Source organism: Mesorhizobium sp. M1169, assembly GCF_040318345.1.
Lineage (GTDB): Bacteria > Pseudomonadota > Alphaproteobacteria > Rhizobiales > Rhizobiaceae > Mesorhizobium.
Genome location: NZ_JAMYME010000007.1, coordinates 60,438 through 78,102, shown reverse-complemented (window position 1 = coordinate 78,102; position 17,665 = coordinate 60,438). Strand labels below are relative to the sequence as shown.

At 62.6% G+C, this 17,665-nt stretch carries 17 protein-coding genes; 12 read left to right on the top strand and 5 right to left on the bottom strand.

Annotated elements, in window-relative coordinates; all coding sequences use genetic code 11:
• The first annotated feature begins 18 nt into the window (after positions 1-18).
• From NKH41_RS09815 to NKH41_RS09790, 6 genes are all read left to right on the top strand, one after another.
• The gene (locus NKH41_RS09815; RefSeq protein WP_352767818.1) at positions 19-1,266 is read left to right on the top strand and encodes an efflux RND transporter periplasmic adaptor subunit; all 1,248 of its coding nucleotides are present in this window, start codon (positions 19-21) and stop codon (positions 1,264-1,266) included.
• Positions 1,263-4,418 carry an efflux RND transporter permease subunit gene (locus NKH41_RS09810; RefSeq protein WP_352767820.1) on the top strand — a complete coding sequence of 1,052 codons (3,156 nt, stop codon included), beginning with the start codon at positions 1,263-1,265 and terminating at the stop codon, positions 4,416-4,418. Before NKH41_RS09815 ends, NKH41_RS09810 begins: the two co-directional genes overlap by 4 nt.
• 56 nt (positions 4,419-4,474) lie before the next feature.
• The gene (gene nthA, locus NKH41_RS09805) at positions 4,475-5,080 is read left to right on the top strand and encodes a nitrile hydratase subunit alpha (protein ID WP_352501008.1); all 606 of its coding nucleotides are present in this window, start codon (positions 4,475-4,477) and stop codon (positions 5,078-5,080) included.
• Entirely contained in the window at positions 5,077-5,736 is a 660-nt protein-coding gene (gene nthB / locus NKH41_RS09800; protein ID WP_352767821.1) for a nitrile hydratase subunit beta, read from the top strand. Before nthA ends, nthB begins: the two co-directional genes overlap by 4 nt.
• Before the next feature lie 19 nt (positions 5,737-5,755).
• A complete protein-coding gene (locus tag NKH41_RS09795) occupies positions 5,756-6,088 on the top strand; it encodes a nitrile hydratase accessory protein (protein ID WP_156937343.1) in 333 nt (110 codons plus the stop codon).
• Between the two features lie 148 nt (positions 6,089-6,236).
• On the top strand, positions 6,237-7,364 hold the full coding sequence (locus tag NKH41_RS09790) for an ATP-dependent DNA helicase (RefSeq protein ID WP_023720791.1): 1,128 nt from the start codon (positions 6,237-6,239) through the stop codon (positions 7,362-7,364).
• Positions 7,365-7,383: 19 nt separating this feature from the next.
• Here the strand turns inward: NKH41_RS09790 and NKH41_RS09785 are convergent, their stop codons facing one another.
• Entirely contained in the window at positions 7,384-7,788 is a 405-nt protein-coding gene (locus NKH41_RS09785; protein ID WP_352450052.1) for a SpoIIAA family protein, read from the bottom strand.
• Positions 7,789-7,903: 115 nt separating this feature from the next.
• Between NKH41_RS09785 and NKH41_RS09780 the strand changes: the two genes are divergently transcribed.
• The 3 genes from NKH41_RS09780 to NKH41_RS09770 all read left to right on the top strand — a co-directional run bounded on the left by NKH41_RS09780 (position 7,904) and on the right by NKH41_RS09770 (position 12,732).
• Positions 7,904-8,644, top strand: coding sequence for a pyridoxine 5'-phosphate synthase (locus NKH41_RS09780; RefSeq protein WP_352471639.1), 741 nt, complete (start codon positions 7,904-7,906; stop codon positions 8,642-8,644).
• 96 nt (positions 8,645-8,740) lie between these two features.
• The gene (locus NKH41_RS09775; protein ID WP_352767823.1) at positions 8,741-10,654 is read left to right on the top strand and encodes a potassium transporter Kup; all 1,914 of its coding nucleotides are present in this window, start codon (positions 8,741-8,743) and stop codon (positions 10,652-10,654) included.
• A 158-nt stretch (positions 10,655-10,812) separates the two neighbouring features.
• The gene (locus tag NKH41_RS09770) at positions 10,813-12,732 is read left to right on the top strand and encodes a potassium transporter Kup (RefSeq protein ID WP_352450049.1); all 1,920 of its coding nucleotides are present in this window, start codon (positions 10,813-10,815) and stop codon (positions 12,730-12,732) included.
• Positions 12,733-12,775: 43 nt separating this feature from the next.
• Here the strand turns inward: NKH41_RS09770 and NKH41_RS09765 are convergent, their stop codons facing one another.
• Entirely contained in the window at positions 12,776-13,666 is an 891-nt protein-coding gene (locus NKH41_RS09765) for an SDR family oxidoreductase (RefSeq protein WP_352681723.1), read from the bottom strand.
• Positions 13,667-13,802: 136 nt separating this feature from the next.
• On the opposite strand from NKH41_RS09765, the gene NKH41_RS09760 reads away from it, so the two are divergent.
• Entirely contained in the window at positions 13,803-14,213 is a 411-nt protein-coding gene (locus NKH41_RS09760) for a winged helix-turn-helix transcriptional regulator (protein WP_352466906.1), read from the top strand.
• A 74-nt stretch (positions 14,214-14,287) separates the two neighbouring features.
• Positions 14,288-15,526 carry an FAD-dependent oxidoreductase gene (locus tag NKH41_RS09755; RefSeq protein ID WP_352767824.1) on the top strand — a complete coding sequence of 413 codons (1,239 nt, stop codon included), beginning with the start codon at positions 14,288-14,290 and terminating at the stop codon, positions 15,524-15,526.
• Here the strand turns inward: NKH41_RS09755 and NKH41_RS09750 are convergent.
• Together NKH41_RS09750 and NKH41_RS09745 are read right to left on the bottom strand one after the other, a co-directional pair.
• Complete coding sequence (locus NKH41_RS09750; RefSeq protein ID WP_352767826.1) at positions 15,474-16,199, bottom strand: glutathione S-transferase family protein; 726 nt, start codon at positions 16,197-16,199, stop codon at positions 15,474-15,476. The two genes, NKH41_RS09755 and NKH41_RS09750, sit on opposite strands and share 53 nt — an antisense overlap.
• Before the next feature lies 1 nt (position 16,200).
• Entirely contained in the window at positions 16,201-16,506 is a 306-nt protein-coding gene (locus NKH41_RS09745; RefSeq protein ID WP_352470198.1) for a Rieske (2Fe-2S) protein, read from the bottom strand.
• A 100-nt stretch (positions 16,507-16,606) separates the two neighbouring features.
• On the opposite strand from NKH41_RS09745, the gene NKH41_RS09740 reads away from it, so the two are divergent.
• Positions 16,607-17,059: a MarR family winged helix-turn-helix transcriptional regulator gene (locus NKH41_RS09740; protein ID WP_352767828.1), complete on the top strand. Its 453-nt coding sequence runs from the start codon at positions 16,607-16,609 to the stop codon at positions 17,057-17,059.
• Positions 17,060-17,097: 38 nt separating this feature from the next.
• On the opposite strand, the gene NKH41_RS09735 is transcribed toward NKH41_RS09740, so the two are convergent.
• Positions 17,098-17,526 carry an anthrone oxygenase family protein gene (locus NKH41_RS09735; RefSeq protein ID WP_352767830.1) on the bottom strand — a complete coding sequence of 143 codons (429 nt, stop codon included), beginning with the start codon at positions 17,524-17,526 and terminating at the stop codon, positions 17,098-17,100.
• Between the last annotated feature and the right edge of the window lie 139 nt (positions 17,527-17,665).

Here is a 17,665-nt window from a genome sequence, read left to right as displayed (position 1 = left end):
TCGAGAGGTCTTTTGTCGATGCGCGGAAAGATCGTATTAGCGGTGATCGCTGCAGCCTGCGTTGCCGCGGCGTGGCTCTATCTTTCGCCCAGCGCAATGAGCGGTCTTCAGCAGATGCTGTCGGCGAAGCAGACGGCGACGGCGGACAAGCCCGCTGCAGCGGCAAATGCCGCGCGTACGACTTCGGTGGTTGCCGCCACCGCTGCGACGGCCGATTTCCCGGTCCGGCGCTATGCCATCGGCTTTGTGTCCTCTCCTGCCGTGGCCAGCATCAACGCGCGGATATCGAGTCAGATCGTCGCAATCGCGGTCAAGGACGGACAGATGGTGAAGGCGGGCGACCTTCTGTTCTCGCTGGACGATCGCTCGTTGAAGGCACAACTGGCACGCGATCAGGCGACGCTCGCGAAAGACCAGGCGCTGCTTGCCAGCGCCACGGCCGATCTTCAGCGCGCCAAAAATCTCGTCGCCAGGCAGGCCGGAACACAGCAGACCTACGATCAGGCCGTCGCGGCGCAGAAATCCGCCGCGGCCACCGTCGACGCCGACAAGGCAACGATCGATGCAGACCAAATCCAGCTTGGCTTCGCCACGATCAGGGCGCCGATCTCCGGCAGGCTTGGCGCAGTCAACGTCGCCGTCGGCGATCTCGTCACCACCAGCAACGGCAGCAGCACGTCGACTCCACTGGTGACGATCACGCAGGTCGACCCGCTGCAGGTGAACTTCAATCTCCCCGAAAGCGATCTTGCCTTGCTGCACAAGGCGCTGGCAGCGCCGCAGCAAGGTGCGGTGACGCTGACCAAGGACGGCGACCCGAAGCCGATCGGCAAGGGAACGCTGGATTTCGTCGATTCCAGCGTAGACACGGCGTCCGGCACGATCGCAACGCGGGCCAGTGTGCCCAACGCCGATCTTTCGCTATGGCCGGGCCAATACGTCAACGTCGTGCTCGATGCCGGGATCATGCCACAAATGACGTCCGTTCCGACGGTCGCCGTCCAGCCCAGCCAGAAGGGCCCGTTCGTCTATGTAATCAAGCCGGACAACACCGTTGAAATGCGGCCCGTGCAGGTCGCGCTGACAGAAGGCACCAACACCGCGATCAGCCAAGGATTGAAAAGCGGCGAGCGTGTCGTCGTCGAGGGTCAGACCAAACTGAAGAACGGCGCGGCGGTGCGCGAAGGCAAGGCTTCGACCGGCACCGGCGATCAGGCGGCTCCGAAGGTTGCCGAGGCTGACCGGACGGGCGGAACACAGCCATGATTTCCGAATTCTGCATCCGCAGGCCCGTCGCCACGCTGCTCATGTCGTTCGCCCTGGTTCTGGGCGGACTATTTGCTTACAAATTCCTGCCGGTCGCGGCGCTGCCAAGCGCCGAATTTCCGGTTGTCAACGTCTCGGCCTCGCTGCCCGGGGCTTCGCCGGAAACCATGGCGACCTCGGTGGCAACGCCTCTGATCAAGCAGTTTGCCACTATCGCAGGCATCGATTCGATCTCGACGACCAACTCGCTCGGCTCGACCTCGATCGCCATTCAGTTCGTGCTCAACCGCGACATCGATGCAGCCGCCGCCGACGTCCAGGCAGCGATCGCACGCACGCAACGACAATTGCCGCCGGAGATGACCAGCCCGCCGAGCTACCGCAAGGTCAATCCAGCCGACGCGCCGATCCTGCTGATGTCGCTGGTCAGCGACACAATTCCGCTGACCGATCTCGACGCGTTTGCCGAGAATGTGATTTCGCCGTCGCTGTCGACGATCGACGGCGTTGCGCAGGTTTCGATCTACGGCCAGCAGAAATATGCCGTACGCGTCCAGATCGATCCCACGGCGCTCGCCGCACGCGGCATCTCGATCGACCAGCTGCAGACGGCTATTGCCTCGGCCAACAGCAACACGCCGCTCGGCGTGCTCAAGAACAACAAACAGCAGCTGACGATCACCGCGAACACGCAGCTGACCGATGCGGCGGGATTCTCCAACATCATCATCGCCACCAAGAACGGCCATCCGGTGCGGCTCGGTGAGGTGACCCGCGTCATCGATTCGGTCGAGACCACGACGACGGCAAGCTGGTATGACGGCACCCGCGCCATCATTATGGCGGTGCAGCGCCAGCCGGATGCCAATACCGTCGACGTCGTCGACCGCGTCAAGGCGATGCTGCCTTCCTTCGACGATCAGATGCCGGCAGCGGCGAGCATCCAGTTGCTAAACGACCGCTCGACATCGGTCCGCGAGGCGGTCGATGACGTGCAGTTCACGCTCCTGCTCACCATCGCGCTGGTGGTGATGGTGATCTTCCTGTTCCTGCGCCGGGTGACGGCGACGATCATCCCGGCGGTGGCGGTACCGATTTCGCTCATCGCCACGCTGGGCGTGATGTACCTGTTCGGCTTTTCCATCGACAACGTCTCATTGATGGGGCTGACATTGGCGGTCGGCCTTGTCGTCGACGATGCCATCGTCATGCTCGAAAACATTTTCCGCCACATGGAGGAGGACGGGCTCTCTGCCCTCGAGGCGTCGCTCAAGGGCGCCCGCGAAATCGGCTTCACCATCATCTCGATCTCGATCTCGCTGGTCGCCGTGTTCATTCCGGTGCTTTTGATGGGCGGCGTGATCGGGCGCATCTTCAACGAATTCGCGGTGGTGGTGACGGTCGCCATCCTGGCGTCGATGTTCGTCTCGCTGACGCTGACGCCGATGCTGTGCTCGCGGCTGTTGTCATTATCGAAAGCCGAGCAGAAAGCAGCGCACGAAGGCCATAGACAAAACGTCTTCATGCGGGGCTATGACAGGCTGCTGACATTCTGCCTGCGCCACAATTTCCTTGTCTTCCTTGTCTTCCTCGTGACCGCCGGGCTGTCGGTGTGGCTGATCCAGATTTCGCCGAAGGGCTTCTTCCCGCAGGAGGATATCGGCCAGGTCTCGGTGACGACCATCGCGCGCCAGGACATTTCGTTTGACGCGATGGTGAAGCTGCAGGGGCAAGTGGCGGATGTCTTCACCCATTCGCCCTACGTCGCGCATGTCGGTTGGTCGGCGGGCAGTGGAAACAATGCGCTCAACCAGGGCCAGCTGTTTGTGCAGCTGAAAGACAAGGACCACCGACCGAACATCGACAAGGTGCTTACGGACCTGCGGCGCCAGCTTGCCAATGTGCCCGGCATCGAAACCTACATGCAGCCGGTGCAGAACCTGCGGCTCGGCGCGCGTTCTTCGGCGAGTGCCTACCAGCTTGCCGTTCAGGGCCTCGATACCGGCCTGACGAACGTCTGGGCGCAAAGGCTGACGGACGCGATGGCCGCCGATCATGCCGCCTTCACCGACGTCACCAATGACCTGCAGAACAACGCGCTACAGGCAACGCTGGTGATCGACCGCGACAAGGCGGCGAACCTCGGTGTCGATACCGACACGCTGCGCTCCAGTCTCTATGGCGGTTTCGGCACCCAACAGGTGTCGACCATCTTCGGCTCGGCCGATAGCTACGACGTGATCATGGAGCTCGACCCGAAGATCGAGTGGTCGCCCGAGCGGATGCTCGCCATCAAGGTGAGAACGGCGAGCGGCAGCCTGGTGCCGCTCGGTGCGTTCGCCCGCGTCGATCGGACCGCCGGTGCTTTGACCGTCAACCAGCTCGGCCAGCTTCCGGCAGTGACCATCTCCTACAATCTGCCGCAAGGCGTGGCCCTCGGCGACAGCGTGAGCCACATCAACGCGCTGAAGGACAAGATCGGCATGCCGCCGACGATCTCGACCGCCTTCTCGGGCACGGCCAAGACGTTCCAGGATTCGCTTTCCAACCAGGGGCTGCTGATCGGCGGCGCGATCCTGACCATCTATATCGTGCTCGGCATGCTTTATGAGAGCTTCATCCATCCGCTCACCATCCTGACCGGGCTTCCATCGGCGGTGCTCGGCGCGCTGGTGGCACTGCGGCTGGCGGGGATGGATCTGTCGGTGATCGCGGTGATCGGCATCCTGATGCTGATCGGCATCGTCAAGAAAAACGGCATCATGATGATCGACGTGGCGCTGGAACTCAGGCGCGAGGGGATGTCGCCTGTCGAATCCATCCACAAGGCCTGCCTGATGCGCTTCCGGCCGATCATGATGACCACGCTTGCGGCGCTGATGGGTACCATCCCGATCGCGCTCGGCACCGGTGCCAGTGCGGAACTGCGCCAGCCTCTCGGCGTGGCGGTGGTCGGCGGTCTTGTCGCCTCGCAGGCACTGACGCTGTTCGTCACGCCCGTCATCTACGTCTACATGGAGCATTTTTCCGGCTGGCTGGTCAGGCTGTGGGCGCGGCGCCGGGGCGAGCCGAGCCCGGTCGAAGCGGTCGACCAGCCGTCACTGTTCGACGAGGAGGAAGAACCGGTGCCGCAAAAGGCGGCAGCCGAATAGCGCTGGCCCAAGCCGTGGTGCTTGCGGCCGGGGGTCCGCGATCGTAATTTGACGCCATGCCGCACAATCACGACCACGACAACGAGCTTGATCCCTTTGCGGCGCGGGTCCGCGCGCTGGAGACGATTCTCACCCGCAAAGGCCTGATCGATCCGGCGGCGATCGATGTTATCGTCGACACCTATGAGACTAAGATCGGGCCGCGCAACGGCGCAAAGGTGGTGGCGAAGGCCTGGGTTGATCCCGGGTTTGCCGCATGGCTGAAGCGTGATGCGACGGCGGCAATCGAATCGCTCGGCTACACCGGCCGGCAAGGCGAGCACATGCAGGCGGTGTTCAACACGGCCGACACGCACAACCTCGTCGTCTGCACGCTATGCTCCTGCTATCCGTGGTCGGTGCTCGGCCTGCCGCCGGTCTGGTACAAGGCGCCGCCCTACCGTTCGCGCGCAGTGATCGATCCGCGCGGCGTGCTCGAGGAATTCGGTCTGACCTTGCCGGCGAGGACGACAATCCGGGTGTGGGATTCGACCGCCGAGCTGCGCTATCTGGTGGTGCCGATGCGCCCCCGGGGTACGGAGGGCTGGGATGAGGCAAGGCTCGCCGATCTGGTGACGCGCGATGCCATGATCGGCACGGCGTTGGTGCGGGAACCGGCATGAACGGGCCGCAGGATCTCGGCGGCCAGATGGGTTTCGGGCCGGTCGCGCCCGAACCTGACGAACCCTATTTCCATGCCGATTGGGAAAGGCGGGCGCTGGGCGTGACGTTGTGCGCCGGCGCCATGGGCGCCTGGACCATCGACGAGAGCCGGCACGCGCGGGAATCGCTGCATCCAGCGGATTATTATGCCTCCAGCTACTACCAGATATGGATCAAGGCGCTGGAGGTGCTGCTCAAACGCCATGGTTTCGTCAGCGACCGGGACCTGACTACGGGCGACGCAGTCGACCCGGCAGCGACACCCAAACGGGTGCTGAAGGCTAAGGACGTTCCGGCGGTGCTGGCCAAGGGCGGGCACTGCGACCGGCCTGTCGCCGCGCCTGCGCGGTTCAAGGCGGGCGACCCCGTGCGAACCAAGAACTTTCATCCGACCGGCCACACCAGACTGCCGCGCTATGCACGCGGCAAGCGAGGCGTCGTCGAGGCTGTGCGCGACGGCTTTGTCTTTCCCGACACCAATGCGCACGGCCAGGGCGAAAACCCGCAATGGGTCTATACGGTGGCCTTCACCGGCGGCGAAATCTGGGGCGAGGGCGCCGATCCGACACTTGTCGTGTCGATCGACGCCTGGGAGAGCTACCTTGAGCCGGCGTGAGACGGGCTCAGTTGCCGCCATGCTGCCCGCCGGTGTCGAGGCGCCTGTGTTTGCCGAGCCGTGGCAAGCAGAGGCCTTTGCCATGACGGTAGCACTGCACGACAACGGGCTGTTTTCGTGGAGCGAATGGGCGGATGCTTTGTCGGCAGAGGTGAAGCGGCCGGGCGCCGCGCGCGACGGTCACGATTACTACGAGCACTGGCTGGCAGCGCTGGAAAAGCTGCTTTTGGCCAAGGGCGTTGCCGGAAAGCGCGACGTCGATGCGCTCGCCGCTGCCTGGGAACGCGCCGCGCACGCAACGCCGCATGGCAAGCCGATCCAGCTGGAGAACGATCCACAGCGGGCCGGGTAAGCTGCGGCCGCCCGGCCTTGTTCTCTTTACGTTCCTGTTCGTCACTGATAGCCTGACCCTGTCGCAGCGGCGTGATTGCCGGCGATGAAAATTTGCCGGTGACGGCAGTCACCTTGTCTTTCCCTCGCGAATCCGGTCTGTCGCGCTGATGGAATTCTCTCCTCAACAAGACGAGGCGCTGAAGGCGGTGGCCGGCTGGCTGAAAGCAGGCAAGCCGCAGCTGTTCCGGCTGTTCGGCTATGCCGGCACCGGTAAGACGACGCTGGCGCGCTATTTCGCCGAGCATGTCGACGGCCAGGTGCAGTTCGCCGCGTTTACCGGTAAGGCGGCGCAGGTGCTGCGTTCCAAGGGGGCGGTCAATGCCCGCACCATCCATTCGCTGATCTACCGGCCGAAGGGCGAGGAATCGGTAGCGGACGAGGTGACCGGCAAGACATCGATGTCGCCGACATTTTCGCTCAACCGGCAGAGCCCGATCTCGCGAGCCAAGCTCGTCGTCATCGACGAATGCTCGATGGTCGACGAGCAGCTCGGCCGTGACCTGATGAGCTTCGGCACGCCGATCCTGGTGCTCGGCGATCCCGGCCAGTTGCCGCCAATCTCCGGCGGCGGCTTCTTCACCGACCATGAGCCGGACATTCTGCTCACCGAAATCCATCGCCAGGCGCGAGACAACCCGATCATCCGGCTGGCGCTTGACGTGCGCGAGGGCCGCGAGTTCATGCGCGGCGACTATGGCGCGGCGCAAGTGATCGGCAAGGAAGACGTCACCCAGGAATTGGTGCTGAAGGCGGACCAGGTGCTGGTCGGTACCAACCGTACGCGCCGCCGTTATAACCAGCGGCTGCGCGAGCTGAAGGGGTTCAACGCCGATTATCCGCAAGCCGGCGACAAGCTGGTCTGCCTGCGCAACGATCCGGCCAAGGGACTGCTCAACGGCTCGTTGTGGAAGGTGATGACCTCGTCGCGCGAGACGGTCAAGCCTGGCATCAATCTGCTGGTTTCGCCGGAGGAAGACGACCCGGATCGCGGCGTCGCCAAGATCAAGCTGCTCAAGGCGGCATTCGAAGATCCGGACGCCGACATTCCCTGGCAGCAGAAGAAACGTTTCGACGATTTCGACTATGGCTATGCACTGACCGTGCACAAGGCGCAAGGGTCGCAATGGAACGAGATCGTGCTTTTCGACGAAAGCTGGGCATTCAAGGAAACTCGCCAGCGTTGGCTCTATACCGCTATCACGCGCGCGGCCGAACGGTTGACGATCGTCCGATAGGGCTGTCAGGTCCGTCGTATCAGCGCTGGGCGATCGGTCTGGCGTCAAGCCATTCCCAGGCGGCGGCTTCGTCCTTGGCCTCGAAATGCCGGAGTTCGATAGGCAAAGAGGCAGGCAAAAAGGCTCTTGCCTCCGGTATCCAGTTCGGCTCACCGATCGCCGCGCAGCGGCCGATATGCTCCACGGCATGAGCTATGCCCTGTTCGATCGTCTCGTCCGATACGTCGGCCCAGTCGACACCCTCATGGTCGATCAGGCGCACCAGCACGTCGATCTTCGGATGCAGCGCATAGGCCGCCTCCAGCAATCCGAACAGGTTTTCGGCGTCAGCCGCTGCGACATGGCCGACGACATCGATGGCGAAGAGGTCTTCGCGATCGGTGTCGATGCGGCGAACCGCCGGCACGGCCTCGAGAAAATTCAACAGGGAACTCCTTGCGCTCGATTTCCTTCGCACACCTTGGAACACCTGAAACCCTCTGTCTGTTCCCATTAAAGGCGGTATAGATGCGCGCCAAGATCAGCCTGGAGCCGTGCAAATGCCTGCAAAGCTTTCCGTCAATCTCAATGCGATCGCCATGCTGCGCAACCGGCGCGACCTGCCGTGGCCAAGCGTGACGGGGCTCGGACGCATCGCCCTTGCCGCCGGCGCGCATGGGCTCACGGTACACCCGCGACCCGACGAGCGGCACACCAGGCATTCCGATCTGCCTGAGATCAGGGCGCTGATCGACGACGAGTTCCCGAATGCGGAATTCAACATCGAGGGCTATCCGACCGAGGAGTTCCTGGCGCTTGTGGAAAAGCATCAGCCCGAGCAGGTGACGCTGGTGCCCGACGACCCGGCGCAGGCGACTTCCGACCATGGCTGGAACTTCGCCGCCGAGGCTGCGTTCCTGACACCGGTCGTCAAGCGCCTGAAGAAGGGAGGCTTTCGCGTGTCGCTGTTTTCGGATCCGGATCCCGCTGGCGTGAACGCCGCTCGCGACACCGGCGCCGATCGGATCGAACTCTATACGGGTCCATACGGCAGCTATCATTCCGATTCGGCAAAAGCGGCGAAGGAATTGGAGAAATTGGGAAAGACGGCGGATGCCGCATTGGCGGCAGGGCTCCAGGTCAACGCCGGGCACGACCTTGTGGTGAGCAATTTGCCGGCGCTGGCCAGGCGCATCCCGGCATTGGCCGAAGTGTCGATCGGACATGGGTTGACAGCCGATGCGTTGGAGTATGGCATGGCCGCAACGGTCAGGCGGTTTCTGAAGGCTTGTGGCTGGTAGAGAAAGGCGAGCCGATAGGCCATGCGTTTCGGGCACGGCAGCGCGTCCTTTCCATCCCGCAGCGTCGAGCGCCGCACGTCTATGGGAGTGTCGTCCATGGCTCTTGCCCACGCCGGTAGCGAGGCAGAACCCATCGAACAATCCAGCCACTCCAAGGCCGAACAGCACAGCACCAGAGTTTTGATGCTGGGCGCGTTGGGCGTGGTTTACGGCGATATCGGCACGAGCCCAATCTACGCGTTTCGGGAAGCGCTGCACGCATCGTCGGGACCGGTAGCGCGCAACGACGTCCTTGGCGTGCTGTCGCTTATCGTCTGGGCGCTGACGATCATCGTCACGATAAAGTACGTCGCTTTCGTGCTCAGAGCCGACAACAAGGGTGAGGGCGGCACGCTGTCGCTGATGGCGCTTGCGCGCAACGCTTATCCAAAGGGAGCCCGGTTCATTCTGGGGATCGGACTTTGCGGCGCGGCGCTGTTTTTCGGCGACGCCATCATAACGCCGGCCATCTCCGTGCTTTCGGCGGTCGAGGGCCTGGAAGTGGTGACCCCGACGCTGGAAACTTATGTTGTTCCGATCACGCTGATCATCCTGGCAATGCTTTTTGCCGTGCAACGCTTTGGCACCGGCAGGGTGGCGGCCGTGTTCGGACCGGTGACGGCAGCGTGGTTCCTGGCGATCGGTGCCGCCGGGGTCTACCATCTGCTGGACGACCCGTCGGTCCTGCTGGCGATCAATCCCTATTACGCGGTCGCTTATCTGGCCAATACGCCCACCGGTGCGTTCGTCACGGTCGGGGCTGTGTTCCTGGCGGTCACCGGGGCCGAAGCCCTTTATGTCGATCTCGGCCATTTCGGCCGCAGGCCAATAGTGCTGGCGTGGTTCTCCGTCGTGTTCCCTTGTCTGCTCCTCAACTATTTCGGACAAGGGGCGTTCGTCCTGGCCAATGGCGGCAAACCCACCAATCCGTTCTTCCAAATGCTGCCTGATTGGGCCCTGATGCCCATGGTTGGCCTGGCGACGGCAGCGACGGTGATCGCCAGCCAGGCGGTGATCTCCGGCGCGTTCTCGCTGACTCGCCAGGCGGTACAGCTCAATCTGCTGCCGCGCATCGAGGTGCAGCATACTTCCGAGATGCAATCCGGCCAGATCTACATGCCGCGGGTCAATCTGGTGGTCGCGCTGGGCGTGATGTTGCTGGTTGTCGGCTTTGGCAGTTCGAGTGCGCTGGCTTCCGCCTATGGCATTTCGGTGACTGGCGAAATGCTTATGACGACCATCCTGCTGTTCGTGGTGATGCGGTTCCGGTGGAAATGGCAGCTTGCACTGGCGGCCGCGCTCACACTGCTGTTCGGCACGATCGATACCGGATTTTTCCTCGCAAACGTCGTCAAGATCCTCGAAGGCGGGTGGGTGTCGATCACGGTCGCCTGCGGCATGGGGCTGATCATGTCCACATGGATACGCGGCACCCGCTATTTGTTCGACAAGACGCGCCGGAACGAGATCCCGCTGGATTTCCTCGCCGGCAATCTGCTGAAGAAGAAGCCGCATCTGGTGTCGGGCACCGCGGTGTTCCTGACCAGCGATCCGCTGAGCGCGCCGACCGCGCTGATGCACAGCCTGAAGCACTACAAGGTGCTGCACGAGCAGAACGTCATCCTATCGGTGGTGACGGCACCGCAGCCGGTTGTGCCCGACAGCGAGCGCGCCAAGATGGAAATGGTCAACGAGCTGTTCATGCGGGTGACGCTGACCTTCGGCTATATGGAGCAGCCCAACATCCCGCGTGCGCTGGCGATCTGCCGCAAACAGGGCTGGAAGTTCGACATCATGACGACGTCCTTCTTCCTGTCGCGGCGCTCTCTCAAGGCCTCGCCCAATTCCGGCATGCCGGTCTGGCAGGACAAGCTGTTCATCGGGCTGGCGCGCACGGCGGCCGATGCAACGGAATATTTCCAGATCCCGACCGGACGGGTGGTCGAGATCGGGACGCAGGTGGCTATTTAAAAACGTGTCCGTTGCGACATTCCAGGTGGTCTGCCGATCGGACTGAGTCTGCCAAGTCGTGGAGGACTCGCAATATCGGGACGGAGCCATTACGTGACGGCACTTGATATTGCAGCGCAGCAAGCGTAGAGCACCGCCCGCTTACCGGAGTGTCGTCCATGGCCCTTACCAATGCTGGTAACGAGGCAGAACCTGTCGAACAATCCAGCCATTCTGAGGTCGAACAGCACAGCACCAAGGTGCTGATGCTGGGCGCGCTCGGCGTGGTTTACGGCGATATCGGTACCAGCCCGATCTATGCATTTCGCGAGGCGTTGCACGCATCGGCCGGTGGCAACGTCGCCAACCGTGGCGACATCCTCGGCGTGTTGTCGCTGATCATCTGGTCGCTGACGATCACCGTCACCATCAAATACATCATGTTCGTGCTCCGCGCCGACAATCGAGGCGAGGGCGGGGTGCTGTCGCTGATGGCGCTGGCGCGCAACAGTTTCCCGACGCGCTCGGCGGTGATCCTCGGCATCGGCATCGTCGGCGCGGCGCTTTTTTTCGGCGACGCAGTCATTACGCCGGCGATCTCGGTGCTATCGGCGGTCGAAGGTATGAATGTCGTCACGCCGACATTCCAGCCCTATGTGGTGCCGCTGACACTGGCCATCCTGGCGATCCTGTTTGCGGTGCAGCGATTCGGCACCGGCGGCGTAGGTTTGGTGTTCGGGCCAGTCACGGCGCTGTGGTTCCTGGCCATCGGCCTTTCCGGCATTAACCACATCATCGCCGATCCGGAAATCCTGCTGGCGATCAGCCCGCATTACATCGTGTCGTTCCTGGTCAACTCGCCCGATGTCGCCTTCGTCACGGTTGGTGCGGTCTTCCTCGCCGTCACCGGCGCCGAGGCGCTCTATGCCGACCTCGGCCATTTCGGCCGCAAGCCGATCGTACTCGCCTGGCTGGCAATCGTGTTTCCTTGTCTGTTGCTCAACTATGTCGGGCAAGGCGCCTTCGTGCTGGCAAATGGCGGCGTTGTCGGTCATCCATTCTTCGAGATGAACCAGGGCTGGACGCTTATTCCGATGGTCGTGCTGGCGACGGCGGCGACCGTCATCGCCAGCCAGGCGGTGATCTCCGGCGCTTTTTCGCTGACCAGACAGGCGGTGCAGCTCAATATGCTGCCGCGTTTCGTTATCCAGCATACGTCGGAAAAACAGTCGGGCCAGATCTATCTGCCGCGCATCAACCTGATGCTGGCGCTAGTGGTGATGTTGCTGGTGGTCGGCTTCGGCGAATCCAGCCGCCTGGCCTCGGCCTACGGCATTTCGGTGACCGGCAACATGCTGGTGACGAATGTACTGCTTTTTGTTGTGATGACGCGCATCTGGAAATGGCCGCTCGGCGTCGCGATCGCCTTGATGGCCGTGTTCGCCTTCGTCGATACCGGCTTCTTTGCCGCCAACATAGTCAAGGTGTTTGAAGGTGGCTGGGCATCGCTTGCCATCGCCGCAGTTATCGTGATGACTATGTGGACCTGGATCCGCGGCAGCCGCTATTTGTTCGACAAGACGCGCCGGAACGAGATCCCGCTCGATTTCCTCGCCGGCAATCTGCTGAAGAAGAAGCCGCATCTGGTGTCGGGTACCGCGGTGTTCCTGACCAGCGACCCGCTGAGCGCGCCGACGGCGCTGATGCACAGCCTCAAGCACTACAAGGTGCTGCACGAGCAGAACGTCATCCTTTCGGTGGTGACGGCGCCGCAGCCGGTTGTGCCCGACAGCGAGCGCGTCAAGATGGAAATGGTCAACGAGCTGTTCATGCGGGTGACGCTGACCTTCGGCTATATGGAGCAGCCCAACATCCCGCGTGCGCTGGCGATCTGCCGCAAACAGGGCTGGAAGTTCGACATCATGACGACGTCCTTCTTCCTGTCGCGGCGCTCTCTCAAGGCCTCGCCCAATTCCGGCATGCCGGTCTGGCAGGACAAGCTGTTCATCGGGTTGGCGCGCACGGCGGCCGATGCGACGGAATATTTCCAGATCCCGACCGGACGGGTGGTCGAGATCGGAACGCAGGTGGCTATCTAAATAAATGGCCGTGCCCTTCGAAGGGCACGGCCATTTGTCAGGCTCAGCTCACCAGAGCCGCCTTATTTGCCTCAAGAAATTGCTTCAGCGGCCGCGGCTTCCTGCCGGACAGCGTCTCGACCGCGTCGGTCACCATGCTGATGCGGCCGGAGCGTGTGTTGGTGTCGAACGAAACGATGACCGGGGCGAAACCTTCGGGGACGCCGGCTGCCTTCAATCCCCCGGTCAGCGCTTCGTCCGAAAGCTGGACGACCTCGATCGGCTTGCCGGTAACTTCGGTGACGAGGGCTGCAATCTCGGCCATCGTGTGGGCCTTGGGGCCGGTCAGCGTGTATGTCGTGCTTTCGGTTCCGCTCGAAGCAAGGCTGGCGGCGATCGCCGCGGCCATGTCGTCGCGCGCGCCATGGGCAATGCGGCCGTCTCCGGCGGATGTGTACCACTGCCCCGACGCGATGGCGTGCGGCAGCGCCATGAACAGGTTCTCCTGATACCAGCCGTTGCGGAAGATGGTGTAGGGGATACCGCTCGCCTTGATCGCCTGCTCGGTGCCGTGGTGATCAGGCGCAAACAGTACCGGCGATCCTGGCTCCGGACTGGGCATCGACGTGTAGAGCAGATGCGAAACGCCGGCGCTTTTTGCTGCGGCGACCGCAGCCTCATGTTGCTTCAGGCGCTTGCCCGGAACGGCGAGCTCGTTTGTCGAAATGATCAGAACCCTGCCCGCACCGGTAAATGCACTGGCCAACGACGTGGCGTCGTCGAAGTCGACTGCCCGGATGGTGACGCCTCGGGCTGCCAGATCGGCCAGATTTTCCGGGTTGCGGGTGGCGGCGATGATGCGCTGAGGGGAGACCTTGAGCGTGTCAAGCAGATGATTAATGACGCCGCGGCCAAGCTGGCCGGAGGCGCCGGTGACGAGAAGGGTGTCGGTCATGAGATGTCCTGACGTTGCGCCGGAGCGGCGGGTGCATATGTTAGTCTCAAAAAGAGACCAGCACTAAAATAGGAATTGACCCATCCTCGTAAAGAAGGCAGTTTTGCGGGAGGTAGGCACACCCAGGGAACCAGCCATGGACGGCAAGATCGTCAATCTGAGATCGAAGCTCGAGATATACAAAGCAGGCAGCGGTGGCGGAAACCTTGCGGATTGCCCGGTTCGCGACGTGATCCAGGGCATAAGCAATAAATGGAGTTCACTGTTGATGGAGGCCTTGGCCGAGAAGCCGTACCGCTTCGGCGAATTGCGGCGGCTGGTGCCCGATATTTCACAGCGCATGCTCACCCAGACGCTGCACGATCTGCAGCGCGACGGCTATGTGCATCGCCAGGTGTTCCCGACCAAACCGCCGAGCGTCGAATACAGCCTCACCGATCTCGGGCGCTCGATGTTTGGACCCTTGCATCAGCTGATCCAATGGGCCGAGCTCAATCACGGCGCTGTACGCGAGGCACGGAAGGTTTTCGATGCTGCCGAAGGCTGAGCCCCCAGGCCGAGACGGCGGCTTGATTTAGCGGCGGTGCTGAAGGATTGTCCGGCCTGGGTTGGGGCGGGCAGATGGGCAATTCTCTGGACATCGCGATTGCCGGCGCCGGGCCGGCTGGACTTGCCGCCGCGCTCTATCTCACGCGCGCCGGACATAGGGTCACCATCTTCGAGCGCTTCGACCAGCCACAACCGGTCGGGTCCGGGCTGATCCTGCAGCCGACCGGGCTGACGGTGCTTGCCGATCTCGGCCTGCTCGATGACATTCTGGCGCTGGGCAGCCGCATAGACCGCCTGCATGGTGCAGATGCCAAGACCGGCCGCACAGTGCTCAACGTCCGCTACGATGCCCGGAGTGGCGGCCGCTTCGGGCTGGCGGTGCACCGCGCGGCTCTGTTCGGCGTGCTTTTCCGCGCCGCCCGGCGCCAGGCGCTCACCATTGAGACAGGTATCGAGCTCGAGACGCTGGAAACCGGCGAGCGGGCAACATTGATCTGCGGCAACGGACAACGGATAGGGTCGTTCGACCTGGTAGTGGATGCCAGCGGTTCGCGCTCCAAACTGCGGCGGTGCGTGAACAATCCGGGCGAACCGCGATCGCTCGCCTATGGCGCGTTCTGGGCATCGCTTGGCTGGCGCGGCGAGGGTTTCGACGAGCACGCGCTGCTGCAGCGCTACGACAGCGCGAGCGTGATGATCGGCGTGCTGCCAATCGGCCGGCCCGAGCCGGATGCCCAGAAGATGGCGGCATTCTTCTGGAGCCTCAAGCCGGCGGATGCCGAGCGCGTCTGGGCGGCAGGTCTCGAGGCATGGAAGGCGAGATTGGTCGGGCTGTGGCCTGAATGCGCGGCCTTCATCGACCAGATCGACAGTTTCGAGCAGCTCTCGCTGGCGCGCTATGGCCATCACACGATGAAGACGCCAGCCGGACGGCGATTGGCTGTTATCGGCGATGCGGCCCATTCAACGAGCCCGCAGCTCGGCCAGGGCGCGAACATGGCGCTGCTCGATGCAGCCGCGCTCAACTACGCACTAATAGGAACGGACCGTATCGATACTGCACTGGAGGCCTATGTCCGGACACGGCGATGGCATGTGCGGGTCTTCCAGGCGCTGTCGCTGGTGCTGACGCCGTTTTATCAATCGGACTCGATTGTGATGCCGTTCGTCCGCGACAGGCTGGTGGCGACGCTGGCAAAAGTCCCGCCGGCGCCGCAGTTTCTTGCTTCCATGGTTACAGGAACGGTGCTCAATCCATTCAAGCCGATAGGGCTTGCGGAAGCGCTGTGGCCGGATCGTTTTGGCGGATGATTTCCGAAAGGTGCGAACCCTTAGCCTGCAAGAATGCATGGAGGCGTTGCGGATGATCGGGAGCGACCGCGCCCTTCACGGATGGGCGTTTGCGCAACGCCTCGCGCCACACCTGGACATGCGGCTTTCCGTCCAGGATGCCGAAATCGCCGATCCGGTCGAAGGCGTCGAAATAGCGAAAAATCGGGCCGTAGACCGCGTCGACCAGTGAAAAGCGCTCGCCGTCGAACCATGGTCCAGCCGCGCCGTTCGCCAGTTCCACTTCCAGGCGATCGAACATTGCTGCCAGAGCCCCGCGTTCGGCGATGAAGGCGGCTTCGGTGAGAGCTGAATAGAAGCGGCCGATGGCATTGAGGATTGCCGAGCCGAACTCGATCCAGGCGCGATGCCGGGCACGGGCGTAGGGGTCGGTGGGATGCAGCGGATTGGGCTGGGTTTCCTCGAGGAATTCGAGGATGACGAGCGATTCGAAGATCACCGTTTCCTGGCCGTCATGCTCAACGCGGAGCAGCGGCACCTTGCCGAGCGGCGATATCGCCTTGAACCAGGCAGGCTTGTTGGCGAGATCGACCGTGATGCGTTCGAACGGCACGCCCTTTTCGCGAAGCGAAATCGCCGCGCGCTGCACATAGGGGCAAAGATGATGGCTGACGAGAGTGAGCTTGTCGGTCATCTCACTCCCCCCAGACATAGTTCAAAGCACCGTCCTCGACGCGGGTGGAGAGGAACATCAGGCGGGAGCCCTTCGGCGCCGGGCCTTCGAGGCGATCACCGTTCGCCATGTCGAACGAGGCGCCGTGCCACTGGCAGACGAGCTTGCCGTCCTTGCAGTCGAGCGGGCCACCGAAATGCAGGCAGACGTTGGCGGCGGCGCGGATACGCTCGCCGCTGCGGTAGACATGGACCTCGCGGCCGAAAAACGGAGCGATGAGGCTGCCTGTTTCCGGAATGTCGGCGATCTTGCAGATTTCATGCTTCATCGGAATTGCCTCTCGTGATTGATGCGATTGCATCTATATAGATGCATTTGCATCGATCGTCAAGCTTGATGCAATTGCATCTATCGCCTACGATGCAATCATGACCGGGATTCCTACACCTCCAGCCATCAAGGCCTGGGCTCGCCTGATGCGGGTTTCGCGCCAGTTGTTGGAAAGAGCCGAGGACGCGCTGAAGGACAGTGGCCTGCCGCCGCTTGCCTGGTACGACGTCCTGCACGAGCTTGCCGAGGCGGGCGAGGGCGGATTGCGGCCGTTCCAACTCACCGAGCGCACCCTGTTTGCGCAGTACAACATCTCCCGGCTGCTGGCGCGGCTCGAAGCCGACGGGCAGGTCGAGAAGCTTCCAGTTGCCGATGACGGCCGCGGGCAAACAGTCCGCGTCACAGACAAGGGACGCGAGACGCGCCGCCGCATGTGGGCTGTCTACGGCCGGTCGATCGCGGAGTTGGTCGGCTCCCGGCTTTCCAATGTTGAACTGGACGCGCTGTCAGCTCTGCTTGGGCGCCTGCGAGATCCGCCCGCCCTGGAGTGACACGCCTTCATGACGAAGATGGCGACCGATTGACGAGGTCAGGCACTGCCCAAGAGGAATGCCAACGTCGCCAGAACGCCAAGCCCGACGCGGACCAGATGCAGATTGCCCCATTTGGCGATCAATGTCCGAGCTTCAGGATTGACGGAGTTCGCGTCCATCGCCTCCAGCAACCTGTTTGCCGGCATCATCACCAGCAGCGTCCATGGCCAAGGCAGGATGATCAGCACAGCGCCGGCCAGAAAAGCGAGATTGCCGGTCAGCCACCACGCGACGAGGCCTAGAATACAGGCGATGACGGCGATCGAGGCCTGCATGGCGGCGCCGCGCTTGTAGGAAGGCTGCCATTCCTGCAGCAATGCTTTGTCCTCGAGGCGAAGCCGCGCCGGCTGTTCGGCGACGCTGACGTAGATAGCCGCACCCGCGAACACTGCGGTAATGGTCAACGCAAGCAATCCGGCGAGCATGATCAGTGTCTCCCGTGATGCCCCGCATGGAGCAAGCTACAGAAATAAAGGCTTGCGTCGGGTCGGGCAATACGCCATAAAGCCGAACCGTAACGTACGGTACGCCATCGAGCTCGTATCTGAACTGCGGGTGAGTTCG

Coding starts and splice junctions, on each gene's coding strand:
- NKH41_RS09755 (WP_352767824.1), top strand. CDS start 14,288: ATGGGCAATTCTCTGGACATCGCGATTGCCGGCGCCGGGCCGGCTGGA.
- NKH41_RS09795 (WP_156937343.1), top strand. CDS start 5,756: ATGCTGCCCGCCGGTGTCGAGGCGCCTGTGTTTGCCGAGCCGTGGCAA.
- NKH41_RS09770 (WP_352450049.1), top strand. CDS start 10,813: ATGGCCCTTACCAATGCTGGTAACGAGGCAGAACCTGTCGAACAATCC.
- NKH41_RS09765 (WP_352681723.1), bottom strand. CDS start 13,666: ATGACCGACACCCTTCTCGTCACCGGCGCCTCCGGCCAGCTTGGCCGC.
- NKH41_RS09790 (WP_023720791.1), top strand. CDS start 6,237: ATGGAATTCTCTCCTCAACAAGACGAGGCGCTGAAGGCGGTGGCCGGC.
- NKH41_RS09745 (WP_352470198.1), bottom strand. CDS start 16,506: ATGAAGCATGAAATCTGCAAGATCGCCGACATTCCGGAAACAGGCAGC.
- NKH41_RS09775 (WP_352767823.1), top strand. CDS start 8,741: ATGGCTCTTGCCCACGCCGGTAGCGAGGCAGAACCCATCGAACAATCC.
- NKH41_RS09810 (WP_352767820.1), top strand. CDS start 1,263: ATGATTTCCGAATTCTGCATCCGCAGGCCCGTCGCCACGCTGCTCATG.
- nthA (WP_352501008.1), top strand. CDS start 4,475: ATGCCGCACAATCACGACCACGACAACGAGCTTGATCCCTTTGCGGCG.
- NKH41_RS09780 (WP_352471639.1), top strand. CDS start 7,904: ATGCCTGCAAAGCTTTCCGTCAATCTCAATGCGATCGCCATGCTGCGC.
- NKH41_RS09760 (WP_352466906.1), top strand. CDS start 13,803: ATGGACGGCAAGATCGTCAATCTGAGATCGAAGCTCGAGATATACAAA.
- NKH41_RS09740 (WP_352767828.1), top strand. CDS start 16,607: ATGACCGGGATTCCTACACCTCCAGCCATCAAGGCCTGGGCTCGCCTG.
- NKH41_RS09815 (WP_352767818.1), top strand. CDS start 19: ATGCGCGGAAAGATCGTATTAGCGGTGATCGCTGCAGCCTGCGTTGCC.
- NKH41_RS09735 (WP_352767830.1), bottom strand. CDS start 17,526: ATGCTCGCCGGATTGCTTGCGTTGACCATTACCGCAGTGTTCGCGGGT.
- NKH41_RS09750 (WP_352767826.1), bottom strand. CDS start 16,199: ATGACCGACAAGCTCACTCTCGTCAGCCATCATCTTTGCCCCTATGTG.
- nthB (WP_352767821.1), top strand. CDS start 5,077: ATGAACGGGCCGCAGGATCTCGGCGGCCAGATGGGTTTCGGGCCGGTC.